15 protein-coding genes are annotated in these 20,041 nt (G+C 37.3%); 9 read left to right on the forward strand and 6 right to left on the reverse strand.

Going from position 1 to position 20,041, the window contains the following annotated elements:
* Positions 1–94 precede the first annotated feature (94 nt).
* A complete protein-coding gene (locus tag ATS72_RS16420; RefSeq protein WP_235591554.1) occupies positions 95–1,237 on the forward strand; it encodes an acyltransferase family protein in 1,143 nt (380 codons plus the stop codon).
* A 466-nt stretch (positions 1,238–1,703) separates the two neighbouring features.
* Here ATS72_RS16420 and ATS72_RS16425 read toward each other — a convergent pair whose 3' ends face one another.
* The gene (locus tag ATS72_RS16425; protein ID WP_058429423.1) at positions 1,704–2,135 is read right to left on the reverse strand and encodes an Lrp/AsnC family transcriptional regulator; all 432 of its coding nucleotides are present in this window, start codon (positions 2,133–2,135) and stop codon (positions 1,704–1,706) included.
* Between the two features lie 165 nt (positions 2,136–2,300).
* Between ATS72_RS16425 and ATS72_RS16430 the strand changes: the two genes are divergently transcribed.
* The 4 genes from ATS72_RS16430 (at position 2,301) to ATS72_RS16445 (ending at position 6,974) form a co-directional block, all read left to right on the forward strand.
* Complete coding sequence (locus ATS72_RS16430; protein WP_058429286.1) at positions 2,301–3,371, forward strand: ornithine cyclodeaminase; 1,071 nt, start codon at positions 2,301–2,303, stop codon at positions 3,369–3,371.
* Entirely contained in the window at positions 3,368–4,279 is a 912-nt protein-coding gene (gene ctlX, locus ATS72_RS16435; protein WP_058429287.1) for a citrulline utilization hydrolase CtlX, read from the forward strand. Before ATS72_RS16430 ends, ctlX begins: the two co-directional genes overlap by 4 nt.
* A gap of 118 nt (positions 4,280–4,397) precedes the next feature.
* Positions 4,398–5,804: an alanine/glycine:cation symporter family protein gene (locus ATS72_RS16440; RefSeq protein WP_006794782.1), complete on the forward strand. Its 1,407-nt coding sequence runs from the start codon at positions 4,398–4,400 to the stop codon at positions 5,802–5,804.
* A gap of 138 nt (positions 5,805–5,942) precedes the next feature.
* A complete protein-coding gene (locus ATS72_RS16445; protein ID WP_058429288.1) occupies positions 5,943–6,974 on the forward strand; it encodes a patatin-like phospholipase family protein in 1,032 nt (343 codons plus the stop codon).
* 426 nt (positions 6,975–7,400) lie between these two features.
* Here ATS72_RS16445 and ATS72_RS16450 read toward each other — a convergent pair whose 3' ends face one another.
* Positions 7,401–8,270 carry a hypothetical protein gene (locus tag ATS72_RS16450; RefSeq protein WP_139295592.1) on the reverse strand — a complete coding sequence of 290 codons (870 nt, stop codon included), beginning with the start codon at positions 8,268–8,270 and terminating at the stop codon, positions 7,401–7,403.
* A 252-nt stretch (positions 8,271–8,522) separates the two neighbouring features.
* Complete coding sequence (locus ATS72_RS16455; protein WP_058429290.1) at positions 8,523–9,086, reverse strand: YSC84-related protein; 564 nt, start codon at positions 9,084–9,086, stop codon at positions 8,523–8,525.
* Positions 9,087–9,224: 138 nt separating this feature from the next.
* On the opposite strand from ATS72_RS16455, the gene ATS72_RS16460 reads away from it, so the two are divergent.
* Entirely contained in the window at positions 9,225–10,436 is a 1,212-nt protein-coding gene (locus ATS72_RS16460; RefSeq protein ID WP_058429291.1) for a tyrosine-type recombinase/integrase, read from the forward strand.
* Positions 10,436–11,632: a cation:proton antiporter gene (locus ATS72_RS16465; protein WP_058429292.1), complete on the forward strand. Its 1,197-nt coding sequence runs from the start codon at positions 10,436–10,438 to the stop codon at positions 11,630–11,632. The genes ATS72_RS16460 and ATS72_RS16465 overlap by 1 nt, the downstream gene beginning before the upstream one ends.
* Before the next feature lie 58 nt (positions 11,633–11,690).
* Here the strand turns inward: ATS72_RS16465 and ydiJ are convergent, their stop codons facing one another.
* Positions 11,691–14,738, reverse strand: coding sequence for a D-2-hydroxyglutarate dehydrogenase YdiJ (ydiJ, locus tag ATS72_RS16470; RefSeq protein ID WP_058429293.1), 3,048 nt, complete (start codon positions 14,736–14,738; stop codon positions 11,691–11,693).
* Between the two features lie 144 nt (positions 14,739–14,882).
* On the opposite strand from ydiJ, the gene ATS72_RS16475 reads away from it, so the two are divergent.
* A complete protein-coding gene (locus ATS72_RS16475; RefSeq protein ID WP_008131796.1) occupies positions 14,883–15,095 on the forward strand; it encodes a PGPGW domain-containing protein in 213 nt (70 codons plus the stop codon).
* Between the two features lie 60 nt (positions 15,096–15,155).
* Here ATS72_RS16475 and ppsA read toward each other — a convergent pair whose 3' ends face one another.
* Entirely contained in the window at positions 15,156–17,531 is a 2,376-nt protein-coding gene (gene ppsA, locus ATS72_RS16480; protein WP_058429294.1) for a phosphoenolpyruvate synthase, read from the reverse strand.
* A gap of 154 nt (positions 17,532–17,685) precedes the next feature.
* Here ppsA and ppsR point away from each other — a divergent pair, with 154 nt between their 5' ends.
* On the forward strand, positions 17,686–18,495 hold the full coding sequence (gene ppsR, locus ATS72_RS16485) for a posphoenolpyruvate synthetase regulatory kinase/phosphorylase PpsR (RefSeq protein ID WP_006793240.1): 810 nt from the start codon (positions 17,686–17,688) through the stop codon (positions 18,493–18,495).
* 63 nt (positions 18,496–18,558) lie between these two features.
* On the opposite strand, the gene ATS72_RS16490 is transcribed toward ppsR, so the two are convergent.
* Positions 18,559–19,908, reverse strand: a complete 1,350-nt coding sequence (locus ATS72_RS16490) for a class II 3-deoxy-7-phosphoheptulonate synthase (RefSeq protein WP_058429295.1) — start codon at positions 19,906–19,908, stop codon at positions 18,559–18,561.
* Positions 19,909–20,041 lie beyond the last annotated feature (133 nt).

The following is a 20,041-nucleotide window of genomic DNA, read 5'->3' on the forward strand; positions in this document are numbered from 1 at the left end:
TTGCCTTGCCTTGCCTTGCCTTGCCTTGCATTGCCTTGCATTGCCTTGCCTGTATAATACTTTCGAGATTATTAATTTTTTGGTAGCGAGTAGGATGATGAATAAAAGATTTGAGGCATTGGATGCTTTTCGAGGAATATGTGCTTTATCAGTGGTGTTATATCATATGAACGTACTTGGTTCTGTCACTGAACTGGATTTCTTTAATAATAGTAGTATTTTCGTCGAGTTCTTTTTTGTTTTAAGTGGATTCGTCTTGGCTCACGGTTATGGGTCTAAAGAAAACCTTAATTTCAATACGTTTATGAAAGCGAGGTTTTTCAGGTTGTATCCATTGCACTTCTTTATGTTTTTGGTGTTTGTTATTCTAGAGTTTGGTAAGTTGTTTGCGTATAAGTTTGGTGGTTTTGTTTTTAATAATGAACCTTTTACTAATTCCGCTGCAGTTAGTGAAATGATACCTAATTTATTATTAATTCAGTCATGGACACCGTTCACAGTAAATATTAGCTTTAATGCACCTTCGTGGAGTATTAGTATTGAGTTTTATATGTATGCTTTGTTATATATATCTATTGTCTTATTTAAATCTAATCGAATAATATCTTGGTTTGCTATCTCATTCACTGCCTTTCTTCTTATGTATTTAGGTTCTGAAATATTAGTATCATCTGTGTTGAGAGGGCTTTCTTGTTTTTTTGGTGGTGCCTTTACTTATGTAATGTATAAAAAACTATCACATTTCAAACCATCTTATATTTTGGGAAGCATCGTTGAGACGTTACTACTTATATTGGTTGTCTTAATTGTTCAATCTACTTTTGAATATCGCTCAATTATTGCACCAGTGTTATTCTTTTTTACTGTATTATTTTTTGCTTTTGAGTGTGGTATTTTTTCACAATTATTAAAAATAAAACCATTGCAATATGCAGGAAAGCTATCGTATTCAATTTATATGACTCACTATGCAATACTTTTTTGTTTGTTATCTACTGCTATGGTACTTCAAAAAATTACAGGTATTGAAATGGCACCTATGATTGAAACAATAAGGTTTTTAAACTTTGGTGGTGCTATGATAAATAATTTAGTTGTCATTGTCATACTTGCTATAGTTATTTATATTTCAAGTCTAACTTATAAATATATAGAGATTAAGGGACAAAAATTAAACAAAAAAGTAGGGGCAGATAGTAGTACAGAGCAAACTAGAATCAGCGCTACTAGATCTTAAGCTTATTGCTTTTTGATGTATTCTATTAGGTCAAACTTCTCATTTAATCAACTTTTCTTACAAGCCTATCTAACGGGTAGGCTTTCCTTAAAACCTATCTAAAAAAGCAACTTAAGATACATTAGCTTTAATCTCATATTCTATTGCTCATTGAGCAAGCTCAATGAGCCGAACCAGAAAAGCGAGCTTGCTCGCAATGCTCTTCAAAATACTTTTTTAATAAAAACAAATCTCAATTCCGCTCTTTATTAAAGAATATATATTAGTTTTTAATATGTATTAATAGGGTGTCGAATTATGGGGTTTTAGAAAGCCTAGGGTCAAATCTTGACTTCAGACATTAAGATTTTGACTAACTACTTCTTGCTAATAGCTGTCTGCTAAATGAGGTCTAAATCTAATTACTTAAACTGTAAGATCAGACATGAGCAAGGCGATATTAATATTCACGTGTTAACATTAATGCTTAAGTAGATGATAATAATATACTGGTTTCGCTATTTAAAATGCCTTCTATTTCGCGCACTTGCCTGAGTACGCCATCAAACTCACCTAAATTTGCCGCCTGTATTTCTGCTACTAAATCCCAAGCGCCGTTAGTGGTATGTAATTTAGTGAGCTCTGGTATGCCGCGCAGAGTTTTAATTACCTGCGATGTAGATTTACCCACCACTTCCACCATCATTATTGCACTTACAGCCTCGGTTTCTATGTGTTCGTGTACACGCACCGTAAAGCCTAATATCGCGCCCGATGAAACTAAACGGTCTAAGCGATTTTGTACTGTCCCGCGCGACACCTTTAAAACATCGGCTAGGGCTGAAATAGAAGCACGGCCATCTTTTCTTAATTCGGCTATTAAGGCGTTATCTAAGGAGTCGTAAATGTAAGGGATCATTCGCTTACCTCTAATTAATTTCATACAAAATACTAAAACTTTACATTTATGCATAGCAAATTGATAAAAATTACTACTATTTGTATAAAGTATTGCCATATTAAATGGCATCTGTAGTCGATAAACTTATTTTAATTAGTTCATATTATTATTACAGAGGTAGTCATGAGTCATTTTATAGCAGAGCCAAAACAAGGCGTTCCATTTGTAAGTGTTCAAGCTATGGCTAAGCTAATAAATACAATAGGAATAGAAAACGTATTAGTTAGCCTAACTAAAACGTTAAAACACGACTTTGCTCGGTGGCATGAGTTTGATAAATCGCCGCGTTATGCAGCTCACTCTCCGGATGGTGTAATAGAGCTTATGCCGGTAAGTGATGGAAAAATGTTTAGCTGTAAATATGTCAATGGCCATCCAAAAAACACGTTTAAGGAGCTTCAAACGGTTGCGGCTTTTGGTATTTTGTCAGATGTTGATAGCGGCTACCCGGTAATGATTAGCGAAATGTGCTTATTAACCGCACTACGCACTGCTGCAACATCAGCGCTGGTGGCTACTTATTTAGCACCAAAAAACTCAACAACCTTAACTCTGATTGGCAATGGGGCTCAGTCAGAATTTCAGGCTTTAGCATTTAAAGCGGTATTAGGTATTACGCACATTCGTTTATACGATATAGACGAAGCAGCTTCTCAAAAAGCATTTAATAACTTAAGCAATAAAGGCTTAACCGTGACTATCTGTAAAAGTGTAGAGGAAGCAATAAAGGGCGCGCACATAATTACCACATGCACGGCCGATAAAACCAACGCAACCATTTTAACAAACGATATGATCCCACAAGGTGTTCATATTAATGCGATTGGAGGCGATTGCCCTGGAAAAACTGAGCTTGATTCAGCGTTGTTGGAGCGTGCTAATGTATTTGTAGAGTACGAACCACAAACTAGAGTAGAGGGCGAAATTCAACAAATGAGCAGGTGTTTTGCTGTAACCGAATTTCATAAAGTAATTAATAAACAGCACCTTGGTCGTACATACGAAAAAGAGCTTACTATTTTTGACGGTGTAGGCTTTGCAAGCGAAGACTTTAGCGCGTTAGTGTATATTCGCGAGCAGCTTATTAAGTCAGGAGAATACGAAATACTTGACCTGATCACTCAGCAGGGCGACCCGCGCAATTTATTTTCAGTTCTTGAAATACCGCATAAAGATAAAGAGAATGCAGCATGAGTCTAACACAACAAGCACCGAGCGCGGTTGTTATGGTTCGTCCGCATCACTTTACTTCTAATCCACAAACCATGCTCGACAATGCATTTCAAAGCGAATGTGCAGCAAAAAATGAAAGCGAGCAAGCATTTAAAGAGGTGACCCACGCGGTTGAGTTACTACAAAGCGAAGGTGTAACCGTTCATTTATTTGAAGATGAGCAAACACACACACCCGACTCGGTTTTTCCAAACAACTGGTTTTCTACCCATCAAAATGGGCAATTAATTATTTACCCAATGTTTGTTGAAAACAGAAGATTAGAATATCGTAAAGATATAATTGATTTTTTAACGGATCACTATAAAGTGGCGGTAGTGACTGATTATGCGCATTTAGCGAAAGAAAATTCATTTTTGGAAGGTACCGGATCACTGGTGCTCGATCACCAATATAAACTTGCCTACGCGGTAGAATCTAAACGCACAACAAGGTCGGTCGTTAATACGGTGTGTAATTTACTTTCGTTTAAGCCGGTTGTGTTTAACGCAACTGACGAGCAAGGTATAGCGGTGTATCACTCTAATGTACTAATGTGTGTGGCTAGCAAGTTTGTAATGATTGGCTTAAATATGGTGCCTGAAGACCAACGCAGTGAGCTGGTAGGGCATTTTTTACAAAGCCATCACGAAGTAATTGATTTGTCGGTTGAGCAAATAAATAACTTTTGCGGGAATGCCATAGAATTACAAGGTAAAAATGGCCGAATTTTAGCGCTGTCACAAACTGCTTATAATGCGCTAACAACCGAGCAAATTATTGCAATACAAAAAACGGCTAAACTGGTCCCTTTGCCCATACCTACCATTGAATCTGCTGGTGGTTCAGTAAGGTGTATGATTGCAGGGGTACATTTACAAAGCAAATAAGAAAAGCTAAAGGCAACATGGTTGCCTTTATAACGAATAAAATATTAAGCGTTGCCAGTACATTTTAAAATGCCTATGTTAAAGCGCATAACTATAAAAATATAATAAGGAATCTGCAATGTTCGATACGGTAGTAAAAAGTGTAAATAACCTTTTGTGGGGAGAAGGTCAGGTACTCATTTATATTTTACTTTTCACCGGCGTATGGTTTTCTGTGCGTTTAAAAGCAATTCAAATAGTTAAATTTAAGCATATGTTTAGCCTATTAAAAGGCAGCAGTAAATGTAATAAAAACGATATTTCTTCATTTCAGGCATTGTGTACAGGGCTTTGTGCTCGGGTAGGTACGGGTAATTTAGCTGGTGTTGCAGTCGCTATATCGCTTGGTGGCAGTGGTGCAATATTTTGGATGTGGGTCATTGCTATATTGGGCATGGCAACCGGATTTGCAGAAAGTATATTAGGCCAAGTGTATAAAATTCGCGATAGTAACGGCGAATTTAGAGGTGGCCCTGCGTATTACATTCAACAAGGGTTGGGAAGCCGTGCCTTTGCAATTGTATTTGCCGCGTGCTTATTTTTAGGGTACGGGTTTACTTTTAGCGCAATGCAAACCAATACAATTACTGATGCCCTAAACTACGCATTTGAAGTACCCACGTTTTACTCAGGTATTGTTATTACAGTCCTTGCAGGCTCAATTATATTAGGCGGCTTTAAAGCCATTGCCCGGTTTGCAGAGCGCGTAGTGCCCATTATGGGCATTATTTTTGTATTAGCCGCCGTTATTATTACCGTTATAAACTTTACTCAAGTACCGGCCATGCTTAAAGATATATTTTTGTCAGCCTTTGGATTACAAGAAGCGGGCGCAGGCGCGATGGGGGCTGCCATTAAAAATGGTATTCAACGCGGTTTATATTCTAATGAAGCGGGCGCAGGGAGTGTTCCGCATGCCAGTGCAAGTGCTAGCCCTATTCCTAATCACCCTGTAACACAGGGCTACATACAAATGCTTGGTGTATTTTTCGATACAATCGTACTGTGTAGTTGTACAGCCGTCGTTATTTTATTAGCCGATATAGACATAAGCGGCGAAATGGAAGGTATACGTTTAACACAAAGCGCTATGACCGCGCATTTGGCGCAAGGTGGCGTGTACTTTGTAGCTGCAGCCATTACGTTATTTGCCTTTACTTCGGTGGTAGCTAACTACGCCTACGCTGAAAGTAACTTACATCTATTTAAGCTTGATAACAAAGTAGGGCGTGGTATTTACACCTTACTATATTTATCAATGATGTTGTGGGGCGCATCGGCCACATTAAAAGAAGTATGGGATTTAGCTGATATTGCGTTAGGGTTAATGACAGTCGTTAACGTAATCGCTATCATACTGTTAACACCTACTATTTTGTCTGTAACGCACGACTACCACACGCAAAGAGACAAAGGTATAGAACCCGAATTTAAAGTAAAAGATGTAAAAGTTCAGGGAAAATGCGAAGACGGCATTTGGGATTAATTCATGTATTTTAGCTAACTTTAACTACAAATAGCGGTTTTATGGCAGCATAAAACCGCTTTTTAATTTTGCATAACTATTCATATTTGTAGCGCGTTAAAGAGTTAAAATACATATATAAAAGGTAAAAATACAGACATGATCGACATTGTCGCAGGGAAGAACGCAGCAAAAATAATAAACGAGCAAGGCTTTAAGCCTGAGCTATTTACTTCATTTTTAGGCGCAAGTGGTGGGCCTAAATGGTTTACTTTATTTGGATTAGACAAATATATTTTTGGTGAATTTTTTAAAAACCGAACCCAACCGCTTAATTTAATTGGCTCATCAGCTGGCGCATTTCGCTCTGCGTGTTTTGCACAAAACGACCCTGTTGCCGCCATTGAGCGTTTAGCAACATCGTATTCGCAAACGCGTTATTCAAGTAATAAACCAACACCTGCTGAAATTACAATTAAAGCCCGCGCATTACTTGAAGATGTATTTGGCGATAATGGCGTGACCGAAATAATAAATAACCCCGTATTTAAAGCACATTTTATAGTCGCTAAATCTAATGGCTTTATTGCCAGCGAAAATAAATTAATTCAGCTTTTAGGTTTATCAAAAAGTTACATGCTAAACCGCGTAAACCGAAAATTATTAGGCTCGCAGTACGAGCGATTTATTTTTGGCGCGCCAAATAGTAATTTATCAATAACCGACAGTTATAATTTTAAAACGCAAAACATAGCACTTAACCAAACAAATTTAAAAGATGCCTTACTTGCGTCGGGCTCTATACCACTTGTAATGCAAGGTATAAAAAATATTGCAGGCTCGCCACAAGGCATGTATCGCGATGGCGGAATAATCGACTACCACTTTGATGTAAAAATTAATAACCCTGGCTTAATTTTATATCCACATTTTAACAGCGACCCAAAAGCAGGGTGGTTTGATAAAAACTTAAAACGCAAAGTAGCACCACAAAATTACGACAACGTGGTGATGATCACCCCATCAAAAGAATTTGTAGCCGGTTTACCTTTCGGAAAAATTCCAGACAGAAACGACTTTACCGATCTCGATGCCGACACGCGTATTAAATATTGGAATACCGTGTTTAGTGAAACTAAAAAATTGGCTGAAGCTTTTGATAAAAAATTGACCGCAAGAGAAAATTTTTAAACAAAGGCTATAAAGTCATACATTACGATATATAGATATAAAAAAGGGCGATAAGCCCTTTTTAATAATAGCTTACATTTTTGTCGGTGGTGACATTTTGGTTTAGTTACTACCTTTTAGATTAAAAACAGATATTGAAGAGTTAGGTGCTTTTGATGATCTTTCACAATCACCTTACATCATTGTTTTATTTCTATCTGTACGAGATACCAATTATTCATTAGACCAATAAGTGCATATTTCATTATTAGTTTTTTCGAGCATTATTGATTGTTTCTTGTTTTGAGGGGTTCTGTTTTGCAGTAGCTGCTTGATGGGTTCTTTTTTTAAAGCTTCGGTTTTTGCTCTTATTGCGGCATTATTACTTTATAACTATAAATTAGGCATAAAAAAACCGCAACAAGCGGTTTTTATAAAAAATATATACTAAGTAGAGGCAATAAATGTTGACTTCATTCTAGCTAAAAGATCTGTTTCTTTATCAGTGACAGTTACTTTATAAGGGCTTACAGAGTATTGACCAAGCTGATTCAGCTGCTGAATTTCTAAGCACGCGTCTACAGGGCTAGCGCATACTGCACCTTGGGCTTTTGCACTTTTATCCATTTCATCCATAATTTGTACTTGTTTCGCTAAAACTGTACGAGTTGCATTTTTACTCATGTTAATTTTCCCTCCAGTAAATAAGTCACCACCTTTATTTTTACAAGCCCAAAATACTTTATTCGACTCTTCAGGCGTAAGCTTATTGGATAGCACTTTGTTGGTTAACTCTACCATATCTCCTTTTTTTAATCCTGATAAATTTGCATTTATAATAGATCTTATAGGAATTTGAGCACTAGAATTACGTCTATTCTTTTTATACTGTTTACTATATTTTCCAGAACCAATTGCATAATAGTCTTTATCAATTATAGGATCTTTTGAAATTCTAAAAATTTCGCAAGGAACGGATGAGTCAGGATTTTGCGGAGAATAACAAAAAAGCCTTAATTCATCTATTTCATATCTAATTATAAAAAACTGAACTCTGTTTTCCTTAGCAAAAAGAACTAAAGTATCTAAAAGCTGTATTGAAGTGTCTCTTGATTCATAATATTGTAAAAACATTTTGAACATAACATTTGTACCAGCAAAACCATACATTACATCATCAATTGTAATAGTTTTTAAATAATCGTCAGAATCAAACCACTTATTTGGTATATTGCTTCCAGTATCTATCCACGATACTCGGCTATCACTAGCCATTTGCGCCATTTTTTTATTCTTTCTGAAAATCGTAGTAGTCAAAAATTACATCCATTTAAATATAAAAAAACATTTTACAATTAATTAGCGAAGATGTAAAAATTAATAGTTAGTTGCTTATAAGGATTAGTGATGCGTGTTTATGCTAACGCAGGTTTCACGTTTAGCAAGTAAAAAAAGAACGTACTTGTTTATATTAATTACCCATAAATTACGTTATGTTAAATTAAATCATTAATAATAAAGCGAGCGTGATTATACAAATCAGCCCGCTTTTAGGAGAGTTATTAACGGTTAATTTAGCTCAGAATCTACCCAAAATTTAGTCCCTTTTAGAATAGCTTGTAGAGCAAGTCCATTTTCGGTTACAGAATAGACAGTAACTTGGTCTGCAATGGCTTCGGCCACCAATGCTCCACCTTTATCTTCGTATTTTGCTGCAGCATCTGCGTTCCCACCAAATGCCCAACCGTGTTCAATAAATCTATTTACTGCTGCTTGAGTATGAAAAACCATAACTACATTAAAATCTTTAACGCCTAAACCTAACCCTAAACCAGCTTCACCCATGTTCATGTAAGTAGATTTACCTGTTAGGTTATTTTTTACTACGCCATAACCACCACCAAAACTAGCAAGAATAACGTTAACATTCGCGTTATCAAAAACAGCATAACCAGCAGAGTTTGCTATTTGCGTTTTAACATCTGGCTTTTTAGTATAAAGTTTACTAAGTGTGTTACTTTTCATACTTTGTACTAAAGAACGTTTTTCACTAGGAGATGCACTACCAGTAGTCGCACAACCTGTGAGTATTAACGAGAGTGTAAGTAAAAATAATATACTAACTTGTTTCATAACTTTTCCTTAATAAGGTTTGGCATGGCCATTTAAGCATAGTCAAAATAAACAGTTATTTCCTATGTCCAATACTAGACAGTATCGGACTTAAAGGTTATTCTGTAACTAACTTATTTAATTGAATATTTATATACTATGCTTGTTGCGTTGGTCGATACGTTAAAACAATTAAGATATCAAATTGCTCATCTTGATGACGGTACTCTTAATTCGGAATACCCAGAACTTGCAACCTTTATACAGCAAGTTGCCTTGACTGTAACTGAATCAGAATCGGATCTTAAATTTTTATATCAATTTTTATATGTCTATGGCCGAAAATCAGAAGCAACATACAGTCGATTTAGAAACGAACTTGAACGATTTTATTTGTGGTCGTGGTTAATTGCCGAAAAGTCAGTATTCGAATTAAAACGTGAAGATATTGAAGCCTATGTTGATTTTATGGTTGAACCCGATAAAAAGTGGGCATCAACTTCTGTTCAGTGGCGTTATAAAGACGAGCAAGGGATTCGCCGATTAAATCAAAATTGGCGCCCTTTTATGCTTAAAGAATCTACAGCTAGCCAACAAACATTGTCGGCTATGTTCACAGCGCTTAATGTATTTTATAAATTTTCATTACTTGAAGAAAAAACGTTTGCTAACTTTGTACCAGTAGTGAAAAAAAATAGCCCGTATTTAGTTGTGCAATCTCAAATTCAGATCCCAGACACATTAAGCGATATACAATGGGAGTATGTGTTTGGAGTAACTCGCGATTTATGTGAACAAAACCCAGATTTAGAACGAAACTTATTTACCCTAGCGTGTTTAAAGGGATTGTATTTAAGAATTTCTGAATTATCGGAGCGACCTCAGTGGTCACCGGTTATGTCTCATTTTTGGCAAGATAACGACGGCTTTTGGTTTTTACGAATAATGGGTAAAGGTAACAAGCTACGAGATGTTACGTTAAGTGATGATTTTGTTGAATATTTAAAACGTTATAGATTATACAGAGGACTGCCTGCCCTTCCCCGCGTTGATGAAGCCGAGCCACTGGTTCATAAAATTAGAGGCCAAGGTGGTATGACTGTGAGGCAAATTAGGCGATTAGTTCAACAAAGTTTTGATTATGCGCAACAATCATTGTTGGATGATGGTTTTAAAGATGATGCGGAACAACTAGGTGCAGCAACTGCCCATTGGCTGCGCCATACGGGAGCAACACACGACGCGCAAACGCGACCACTTAAGCATTTATCTGAAGATTTAGGACATGCAAAAATTGCGACCACCGATCAAATTTATATTCAAACAAATATTAAAGAGCGAGCAAAATCCGGAGCTAAAAGGAAAATTTAATGACCTACTTAGTGATAGCGTTTATAGGCGCTTTGTTTTTAATATATTCATTGACGCTTCGCCAACTAGAAAAAACAGAAGTAACTGGCCCAATGTTTTTTGTTATTGGCGGTATTACATTAGCCAATTTAGTGCCTAATAATGGTGGTGAGTTAAAAGCGGGCGTTGATTTATTACTGCCGTTTATAGAATTAACTTTGAGTATATTTTTATTTTCGGATGCGGCTAAATCTAAACTAAGTGTATTAAGGCATAGTTTTCAATACCCTGGCTTATTATTATTTATTGCCCTCCCCTTAACATTATTACTGGGAATTGCGGTTGGTTTATTTTTGTTTGCTGAGCTTTCGTTAATTCAAGCGGCATTAATTGCTATTATTTTAACGCCAACAGATGCAGCACTTAGCAAAGGGTTACTATCAAGCAGTGAAGTACCCGAAAAAATTCGTGAAGGGATCAATACCGAAAGCGGATTAAATGATGGATTATGTGTACCCGTATTTTTAATATTTATTTTATTGGCAAAAAATCCTGAGTCAGCAATAACTACCTCTCATGTAGTGAGTGTATTTTCAAGAGAGTTAGGTATTGCATTACTTGTTGCTATAACGAGTATTTCGATTTTTATTCCGAGTTTAAATTTTGCAATGAAGCGGCATTACTTTGCACAAAACACTAGCCCATTTTTGTTATTAGGTTTTGCAATGGCGGTATTTTCTGTTACCCAATATTTTCATGGCAGTGGCTTTATTGCTGTGTTTGTAGCGGGTTTATTGTTTGATAAGTTTTCAACTAAAACAGTGCGTACTGAATTAATAGAAGATTCAGAACATATTGCTGACTTTACGTCTCTGATGATTTGGTGTTTATTCGGTTATGCGTGTGCTTATTTAGTCTTGCCAAAATTAAATTTTGAAATAGTAACGTATGCATTATTAAGTACTACATTGATAAGAATTATACCTGTAATGTTGTCACTACTTTTTACATCTTTAAACTTAAAAGAGCGTTTTACTTTTGCATGGTTTGGGCCAAGAGGATTGGCCTCAATTGTGTTTACGCTTATGGTGATTGACGAGCAAATAGAAAATAAATTTCAGATTGCGAGCATTGCCATGACTACAATTTTGTTTAGTGTATTTATTCATGGCATTAGTACAAAACCGATTGCTGATAGTTTTAAAAATGCAAAGTAAAATAAAAAAGGCGTAACTAAATTTAAGTTACGCCTTTTAAATATGTTTAAAAAAATTTTTAACTTAGTACATGGGCAAGTAATTCGATAGGATGTTTAGGCTTAAACTTTTCATAGCGTTTTACTTGGCTACGGCACGAAAACCCAGTTGACAAAAGTTGCTCTGATTTAGTTTTTTCAACTATGGGTTTCCAACTCATTTCGTAAAGTGCGCGTGAGTTATCTTGATTTTGTGCTTCATGTCCGTAAGTACCCGCCATACCACAGCAACCGGTATTAGTTGTATTTAAAGTTAGTCCGATATCTGTAAATATAGTTTTCCAAACATTAGCTGCTTTTGGCAAAGATGTAGTTTCTGTGCAGTGACTTAATAATGTAAATTCAGTTTCATCATTATTATTTGCAGTTAGCCCTTTAAAAGATTGCGTTTCTAACCATTCGTGAGCAAGTTGTACGTTAAAATCGCCGCGGTTATTTTCTAAAATTGTGTTGTATTCATCGCGATAACACATAACCAAAGACGCATCTAATCCCACTAGTGGCGCATTAATATCGTTTAACTGATTTAAAAATTCTGCGGCATTTTTGGCAGTCACTTTAAATTCGTGCAAAAAACCTTTTACATGTTGCGGTTTACCATTGGGTTTAAAGGGTAACAACATTGGCTTTTTACCAAGTTGAGCAATTAAGGTTATAAAACTTTCAACTAGTTCGGCTTCATAAAAGCTAGTGAACGGGTCTTGAACTATTAAAACGTATTCACTTTGCTGTTCGGCGGTTAAATTATTTAAAAATTCAAAATTAAATTGCTGTGCTTTGTTTATCCGATTTGCTAGTGACGGAATACTAAGTTGTGGTGTATCAACATAACCCACCGTGTTTTTAATTATGCTGCTAACAAATTTTGTTTTAACAATTGGATTTATTATTTTACCGAATTTAGCCATAAGTGGCGCGCTACTTTCAATGTTACCCACTAAGTAGTCTTTGAGTGGACGCGCATAATAACTGTGATAATAATTTAAAAAGCGGGCACGAAAAGTAGGTACATCTACTTTAATAGGGCAAGCAGTTGTACATGCTTTACAGGCTAAACATTCATCCATAGATACTTTTACTTCGTGTGAAAAATCGTAAATGCCTTTCTTTTTTTCGCGGCTATGTACAAACCTTTCCCACCAGGTAATTACTTCACCTTTATTTAATTCTTTTTCTACACCCAGTAGATCTATGTTTTTAGATTCTTGAAGGCGTAGCCATTCACGCATTAAACTTGCTCGCCCTTTTGGTGAGTTACGGCGATCGCCAGTTACTTTATACGACGGACACATTGGCGAGTTTTCATCATAATTAAAACAAATACCATTTCCGTTACAGGTCATGGCGTTGTTGAAACTCGTTTTAACATCGATTGAAATTTGTTTGTCGAACCACGATCTTTTTTGCCCATCAACACTAACTAGTGAGTCTTCACTATCGATAGGTGTGCATATTTTCCCTGGGTTTATTCGGTTATATGGGTCGAACGCTGTTTTAATTATGCGCAGTTGGGTAAATAAATGTTCACCAAAAAACTCAGGTCCATATTCACTGCGGTAGCCTTTACCATGTTCGCCCCACATTAAACCGCCGTACTTGGCTGTGAGTTTAACCACTTCATCTGAAATGGTACGTAAAAGTTTTTCTTGTTCAGGATCGCACATATCCAGTGCGGGTCTTACATGTAAAACACCGGCATCAACATGGCCAAACATACCATATTGTAAATTATGACTGTCGAGTAAGGCTCTAAACTCAACTATATAGTCGGCTAAATTTTCAGGCGGTACTGCAGTATCTTCTGCAAAGGCCAATGGCTTTTGGCTGCCTTTTACGTTTCCAAGTAAACCAACTGACTTTTTACGCATTGCGTAAATTTTTAAAATGTCACTTTTATCATTTGTTAGCTGGTAGCCTATTACACCATTGGTTTGATTGGCTACACATTCATCTAACAATGTACAAAGCGTGTCTACTTTGTCTTTTATATCGTCGGGTGATACTGCATTAAACTCAACCATGTTGAGCCCTTGCATATTTTTATTTGGTACATCGGTTATTAAGTCCGATACTGAATGCCAAATGATATCTTCGCGAGCTAGGTTTAATACTTTACTATCGACAGTTTCAACTGAAGTTGCACGGGCATCAACTAAAAATGGAGAGTGTCGAAGTGCTGAATCAAAACTATCGTATTTAATATTTATAAGTGTTTTATATTCGGCAATCGGTGTAAGGTTTAATTTTGCCTCGGTGACAATACCTAGTGAACCTTCTGAACCTGTTATTAAACGGCTCATATCAAAAGTAAGTAAGTCATCACTTAGGACGTGTTCTAAGTCATAGCCGGTTAAAAAACGATTTAACCTAGGAAACTTATTTAAAATAGCATCACGTTCATCAATGGCTATATTAAGTACAGTTTTATATATTGTGCCAACTAACGTGTCTTGCTCTGCAATTATTTTTGCCTTTTCGACGTTTATTGGAGCGGTACTCATTGGTGTACCGTCTACTAAATAGGTTGTAAGGCCTAAAACATGATCACTTGTTTTACCGTAAACAAGTGAACCTTGCCCTGAAGCATCGGTACTGATCATACCGCCTATAGTTGCACGATTACTGGTAGATAAGTCGGGAGAAAAGAAAAATCCATAAGGCCTTAAAAAGTCATTTAGCTGATCTTTTATTACGCCAGTTTGAACCCGAACCCACCCTTCTTCGACATTAATTTCGAGAATTTGACGCATGTAGCGGGATAAATCAACAACGATACCCGGCGTTAAAGACTGACCATTAGTGCCAGTTCCACCACCGCGTGGTCCAAATGTTAATGATAAAAAAGGGTCCCGTGATGCAGTTTGCAAAGCAAGTTGAATGTCTTTTTCGTTTTTGGGAAAAATGACACCTTGAGGCAATTGCTGGTAAATACTGTTATCGGTTGAAGCGGTAATACGTGTTGCATAACTTGCATCGGTATCACCGGTAAAGCCTTGCTTTTGTAATGTATTTAGGTAATTTGCGACAAGGTCTGACGCGGCATCTTGCTGAGTAATTGTTGCGATCATAACGGCATACTTTTAGACATTTGGTTAATTATATCATGCTGATTGCTAATAGAAATTGAAGAATTTACAGTTTGTAACACTCTTTTTGCCGATTTAAGCACTGCTGTAATTATAATCAAGTTAACTACATGAGAGGTCATTTATATGAAAAAAATTGTATTACAGATCATGGGTGCGTTATTTATTTTATTAGGATTAATATTTGCGGTTGTACCGGGTCCATCACTTATATTTTTTATGGCTGGTTTATTGTGTTATTCGTTTTATTACCCAAAAGCGCGTTATTATTTGACCCTTTGCCAAAAAGCACTGACTAAATCTTGTCAGTATTTAGATAAAAAATTAGCACGCAGTTAAAATAGATTGACCAACAAAAAAGCCAGCAATATATGCTGGCTTTTACATAGCTATAACAGGTTACTTAGCTAATTTTTTAGCTAAGTATAACCAAGTTTCGATTACTGTATCTGGGTTTAATGATACAGAGTCTATACCTTGGTCAACTAACCATGCAGCAAAGTCTTCGTGATCTGAAGGACCTTGTCCACAAATGCCTACATACTTTCCTTTTGCTTTGGCTGTTTGAATTGCCATAGAAAGAAGCTTTTTAATTGCTGGGTCACGCTCGTCAAACAAATGAGCAATTAAACCAGAATCTCGGTCTAAACCTAGTGTTAACTGTGTTAAATCGTTAGATCCAATTGAAAAACCGTCAAAGTGTTCTAAGAACTCTTCGGCAAGTAATGCATTTGACGGAAGCTCACACATCATAATTACTTTAAGACCATTTTCGCCACGTTTTAGGCCATGCTCTTCTAGTAATTCAATTACACGTTTACCTTCTTCAAGTGTACGTACGAATGGAATCATGATCTCAATGTTAGTCATGTCCATAGTATTGCGTACACGCTTGATTGCTTCACACTCTAGTGCAAAACAGTCGCGGAAGTCTTCAGATATATAACGCGCTGCACCACGAAAACCAATCATTGGGTTTTCTTCTTCAGGTTCGTATTGTTGCCCGCCCACTAAGTTAGCGTATTCGTTTGATTTAAAATCAGACATACGAACAATTACACGCTCGGGAGCAAATGCACAACCTAGCGTTGAAATACCTTCAACAAGTTTTGAAATATAAAACTCTACTGGTGAATCGTAACCAGCAATCATGTCGGTTATTTCTTCTTTAAGGGCATCTGTTTGTGCGTCGAAATTTAATAATGCTTTTGGATGCACGCCAATCATGCGGTTGATGATGAATTCAACACGTGCAAGGCCAACACCTGAGTGAGGCAAACGTGCAAAGTCGAATGCGCGGTCCGGGTTACCCACGTTCATCATTACTTTCATTGGTAGGTTTGGCATTTCGTCAACACGTGAAGTAAGCACTTCAAAATCTAAAATACCTTCGTAAATGAAACCAGTATCGCCTTCGGCACATGATACAGTGACTTCTTGACCAGCTTTGATTAGGTCGGTTGCATTGCCACATCCTACAACTGCAGGGATACCCAGTTCACGAGCAATGATTGCTGCGTGACATGTGCGGCCACCACGATTTGTAACAATCGCTGCTGCACGCTTCATGATAGGTTCCCAGTCTGGGTCGGTCATGTCGGTGACTAAAATGTCACCAACTTGCACTTGATCCATTTCATCAATCGAGTCAAGAACACGTACAACACCGCTACCAATTTTATGACCAATTGCACGACCTTCTACAACAACGTTACTTGAACCGTTTAACTGAAAACGCTCCATTACATTTGTATCTTCGTTTGAACGCACAGTTTCTGGACGAGCTTGTACTATATATAGTTTGCCGTCATTACCGTCTTTTGCCCATTCGATGTCCATAGGACGACCGTAATGTTTTTCAATGATTACAGCTTGCTTGGCAAGGTCTTGTACTTCTTCATCTGTAATCGAAAATTTGTTAGAAAGTTCAGGGTTTACGTCAACTATTTCTACTTGTTTACCATGTGCTTTGTCGTTTGAATAAATCATTTGAATGGCTTTAGAGCCAATATTACGACGCACTACAGATGGCTTATCTTTTAGTAATGTTGGTTTATGTACATAAAATTCGTCTGGGTTAACAGCACCCTGTACAACCATTTCACCTAAACCGTAGCTTGAGGTTACAAATACAACATCTTCAAAGCCAGATTCAGTGTCGATACTGAACATAACGCCAGATGCTGATTTATCAGAGCGTACCATACGCTGTATGCCTGCTGATAATGCAACACCACGATGATCGTAACCTTGGTGAACACGATAAGAAATTGCGCGGTCGTTAAACAAAGATGCAAATACATGCTTTATAGCAACCATAACCGAATCGATACCAACAACATTTAAAAATGTTTCTTGTTGGCCTGCAAAAGATGCGTCTGGCATATCCTCAGCGGTTGCTGATGAACGTACAGCAAATGACACATCAGCTGATGTATCACCATGAAGTTGGCTGTATGCATCGCGAATTGCTTGGTCTAAATTTGGTTGGAATGGTGTATCGATTATCCATTGGCGGATATCGGCACCTACTTTGGCGAGTGTATTTACATCATCAACATCGAGTGTATCTAGGATGTCATGAATTTTGGCATTGAGTCCTGATTGATCTAAAAACTCATTAAAAGCATCGGCGGTTGTTGCGAAACCACCCGGTACTTGTACACCAGCGTTAGCTAGGTTAGAAATCATTTCACCAAGAGAGGCGTTTTTACCGCCAACTCGAGGAACATCTTGCATACCAAGCTCTTGATACCAGAGAACGTATTCTTGCACGGGTCTTTCTCCAAAAAACAAATTGTAGTTGAAACTGTGAGAGTTAAGAAAGAAAACCTTTTATAAAGGCCACCTTCATTCTACACTGGCAACAGTCCTCGCGTAAACCGTGAGTAACCCATTTTAGGGATTAAAAGTAACAAAAAGGTTAATTATGAGAACTGCATTTTATATATCTGATGGAACAGCAATTACATCAGAAGTGTTTGGGCATGCAACGTTATCTTTGTTTCCAATCGATTTTAATCACAAAACTATTCCTTTCGTAGAAACAGAAGAAAAAGCACACGAAATTAAAGCGTTAATAAATGCAACAGCTGCAAAAACGGGTGAAAAGCCCTTTGTGTTTTTTACATTTGTTAATCATAGTTTGAGCGAAATCATAAAGTCAGCGGATGCTATCCCATATGATTTTTTGACCACGTATAGCGAAAAAATTGAAAAAGAATTACAGGTGGCACCTGTACCAAAAATGCATCGTACACACTCTATACATGAAAAAAGTTATGACTTTAGAATAGACGCGGTGAATTATGCTTTAATGAATGACGACGGCGGCAATATCAAAAACTTTTCCGAGGCTGATATTATTTTAATAGGTGTGAGCCGAAGTGGTAAAACCCCAACGAGCTTATATTTAGCGTTGCAATATGGCATTAAAGCAGCAAACTACCCTATTACCGAAGAAGATTTAGAAAGCGAAGGCTTGCCTAAATGTTTAGTACCTTATAAACATAAATTGTTTGGTTTAACTATTGACCCAGAGAGACTTGCTGCAATTAGGCATCGTCGAATGGCCAACTCTAAATATGCATCTATAAGGCAGTGTCGTATTGAAGTACGTGAGGTTGAAATGCTTTACAAGCGTCATAAAATTGCCTACTTCAATTCAACCCATCATTCGGTTGAAGAAATTTCTGCAAAAATATTGATGGATACGGATTTAGAACGTCGTAAGTACTAACTTAGTTAAATGTTTACGCCACAAAAAAGCCGCTGTTAAGCGGCTTTTTATACGTAAGAGTCTTTATTTACGTGCGTCTTTTAATAAATCAGCAACTAAAAACCCTAGCTCTAATACTTGGTCTGCATTAAGACGTGGGTCACACTGTGTTTTGTAGCGTTGTGCTAAATCGTCGTCTGATAGACCATACGCTCCGCCGGTACACTCTGTAACATGCTGACCGGTCATTTCTAGGTGAACGCCACCTGCATATGAACCTTCTGCTTTGTGAACAGAGAAAAACTGGCTTATTTCGCGCATTATATTGTCGAAATTACGCGTTTTGTATCCAGAAGTCGCTTTTTCAGTATTGCCATGCATTGGGTCTGAACTCCAAATTACCTTACGCCCTTCTTGTTGTACTTTACGTACGAGTGCTGGTAATTTCTCTGGCAGTAGATCTGCCCCCATGCGTGTAATTAAGGTTAATCGTCCTGGAATATTGTCAGGATTTAATGCATCAATTAGGCGGATTAATTCATCTGGGTCCATACCAGGACCTACTTTTACACCAATTGGGTTTTTAATTCCTTTAAAAAACTCAATGTGTGCGTGGTCTAATTGACGTGTGCGCTCACCGATCCAAACAAAATGCGCTGAACAGTCATACCAGTCGCCTGATAAGTGATCGCGTCGCGTTAGTGCTTCTTCATAGCCCAGTAACAATGCTTCGTGAGATGTGTAGAGATCTGTCTCTTTAAGGCTTGGTGCTATAGTAGAATTAATACCGCACACTTCCATAAACTCTAGTGCGTCTTGAATTTTATCAGCAAGCTGTTGGTACTTTTGCTTTTGAGGATTGGCGGCTACAAACCCCATGTTCCAGCGATTGACCTGGTGTAAATCTGCAAGGCCACCTTGTGCAAATGCACGTAGTAAGTTTAATGTAGCTGCACTATGGTGGTAAGCGGTCATTAAACGTTGCGGATCGGGTATGCGGGCTTCAGCTGTGAAGTCTATGTTGTTAATTATGTCGCCTCGGTATGATGGAAGTGAAACACCGTCAATAGTTTCTAAATCAGCAGAACGGGGTTTTGCATACTGTCCAGCCATACGGGCAATTTTTACAACTGGGCATTTACCGCCGTAGGTTAAAACTACAGCCATTTGTAAAATTGTTTTAAATGTGTCGCGAATGTTTGCTGCATTAAAATCACTAAACGATTCTGCACAGTCTCCACCTTGAAGTAAAAATGCACGGCCTTCACATACATCTTCAAGTTGCTTAAATAAACTACGAGTTTCTTCTGCAAAAACTAATGGGGGTGCAGTTTTTAATTGGCCTTCAACAGATTTTAACACGTCTTGATCTGGGTATTGTGGCTGCTGCAGTATTGGCAGCTCTCTCCAGCTATTTGGGTTCCACGATTGCATATTCTTTCCTCATTCCTACTTTACCTGATGTACTGAAATTAACGTATGCACGTACCTGTGTTCAAGTACTAAATTCACTATTTACTAATTATTTTGTTATGGGCTAGTTATAAACACCAATTAACAACTTTCC

Source organism: Pseudoalteromonas sp. 13-15, assembly GCF_001468205.2.
GTDB classification, from domain to species: domain Bacteria; phylum Pseudomonadota; class Gammaproteobacteria; order Enterobacterales; family Alteromonadaceae; genus Pseudoalteromonas; species Pseudoalteromonas marina.

Excerpts from the sequence above, each read along its gene's own strand:
- ATS72_RS16440 (WP_006794782.1), top strand. The coding sequence starts at position 4,398 with ATGTTCGATACGGTAGTAAAAAGTGTAAATAACCTTTTGTGGGGAGAA.
- ATS72_RS16455 (WP_058429290.1), bottom strand. The coding sequence starts at position 9,086 with ATGAAACAAGTTAGTATATTATTTTTACTTACACTCTCGTTAATACTC.
- ctlX (WP_058429287.1), top strand. The coding sequence starts at position 3,368 with ATGAGTCTAACACAACAAGCACCGAGCGCGGTTGTTATGGTTCGTCCG.
- ATS72_RS16460 (WP_058429291.1), top strand. The coding sequence starts at position 9,225 with ATGCTTGTTGCGTTGGTCGATACGTTAAAACAATTAAGATATCAAATT.
- ATS72_RS16445 (WP_058429288.1), top strand. The coding sequence starts at position 5,943 with ATGATCGACATTGTCGCAGGGAAGAACGCAGCAAAAATAATAAACGAG.
- ATS72_RS16425 (WP_058429423.1), bottom strand. The coding sequence starts at position 2,135 with ATGATCCCTTACATTTACGACTCCTTAGATAACGCCTTAATAGCCGAA.
- ATS72_RS16490 (WP_058429295.1), bottom strand. The coding sequence starts at position 19,908 with ATGCAATCGTGGAACCCAAATAGCTGGAGAGAGCTGCCAATACTGCAG.
- ppsR (WP_006793240.1), top strand. The coding sequence starts at position 17,686 with ATGAGAACTGCATTTTATATATCTGATGGAACAGCAATTACATCAGAA.
- ATS72_RS16430 (WP_058429286.1), top strand. The coding sequence starts at position 2,301 with ATGAGTCATTTTATAGCAGAGCCAAAACAAGGCGTTCCATTTGTAAGT.
- ATS72_RS16420 (WP_235591554.1), top strand. The coding sequence starts at position 95 with ATGATGAATAAAAGATTTGAGGCATTGGATGCTTTTCGAGGAATATGT.
- ATS72_RS16475 (WP_008131796.1), top strand. The coding sequence starts at position 14,883 with ATGAAAAAAATTGTATTACAGATCATGGGTGCGTTATTTATTTTATTA.
- ydiJ (WP_058429293.1), bottom strand. The coding sequence starts at position 14,738 with ATGATCGCAACAATTACTCAGCAAGATGCCGCGTCAGACCTTGTCGCA.
- ATS72_RS16465 (WP_058429292.1), top strand. The coding sequence starts at position 10,436 with ATGACCTACTTAGTGATAGCGTTTATAGGCGCTTTGTTTTTAATATAT.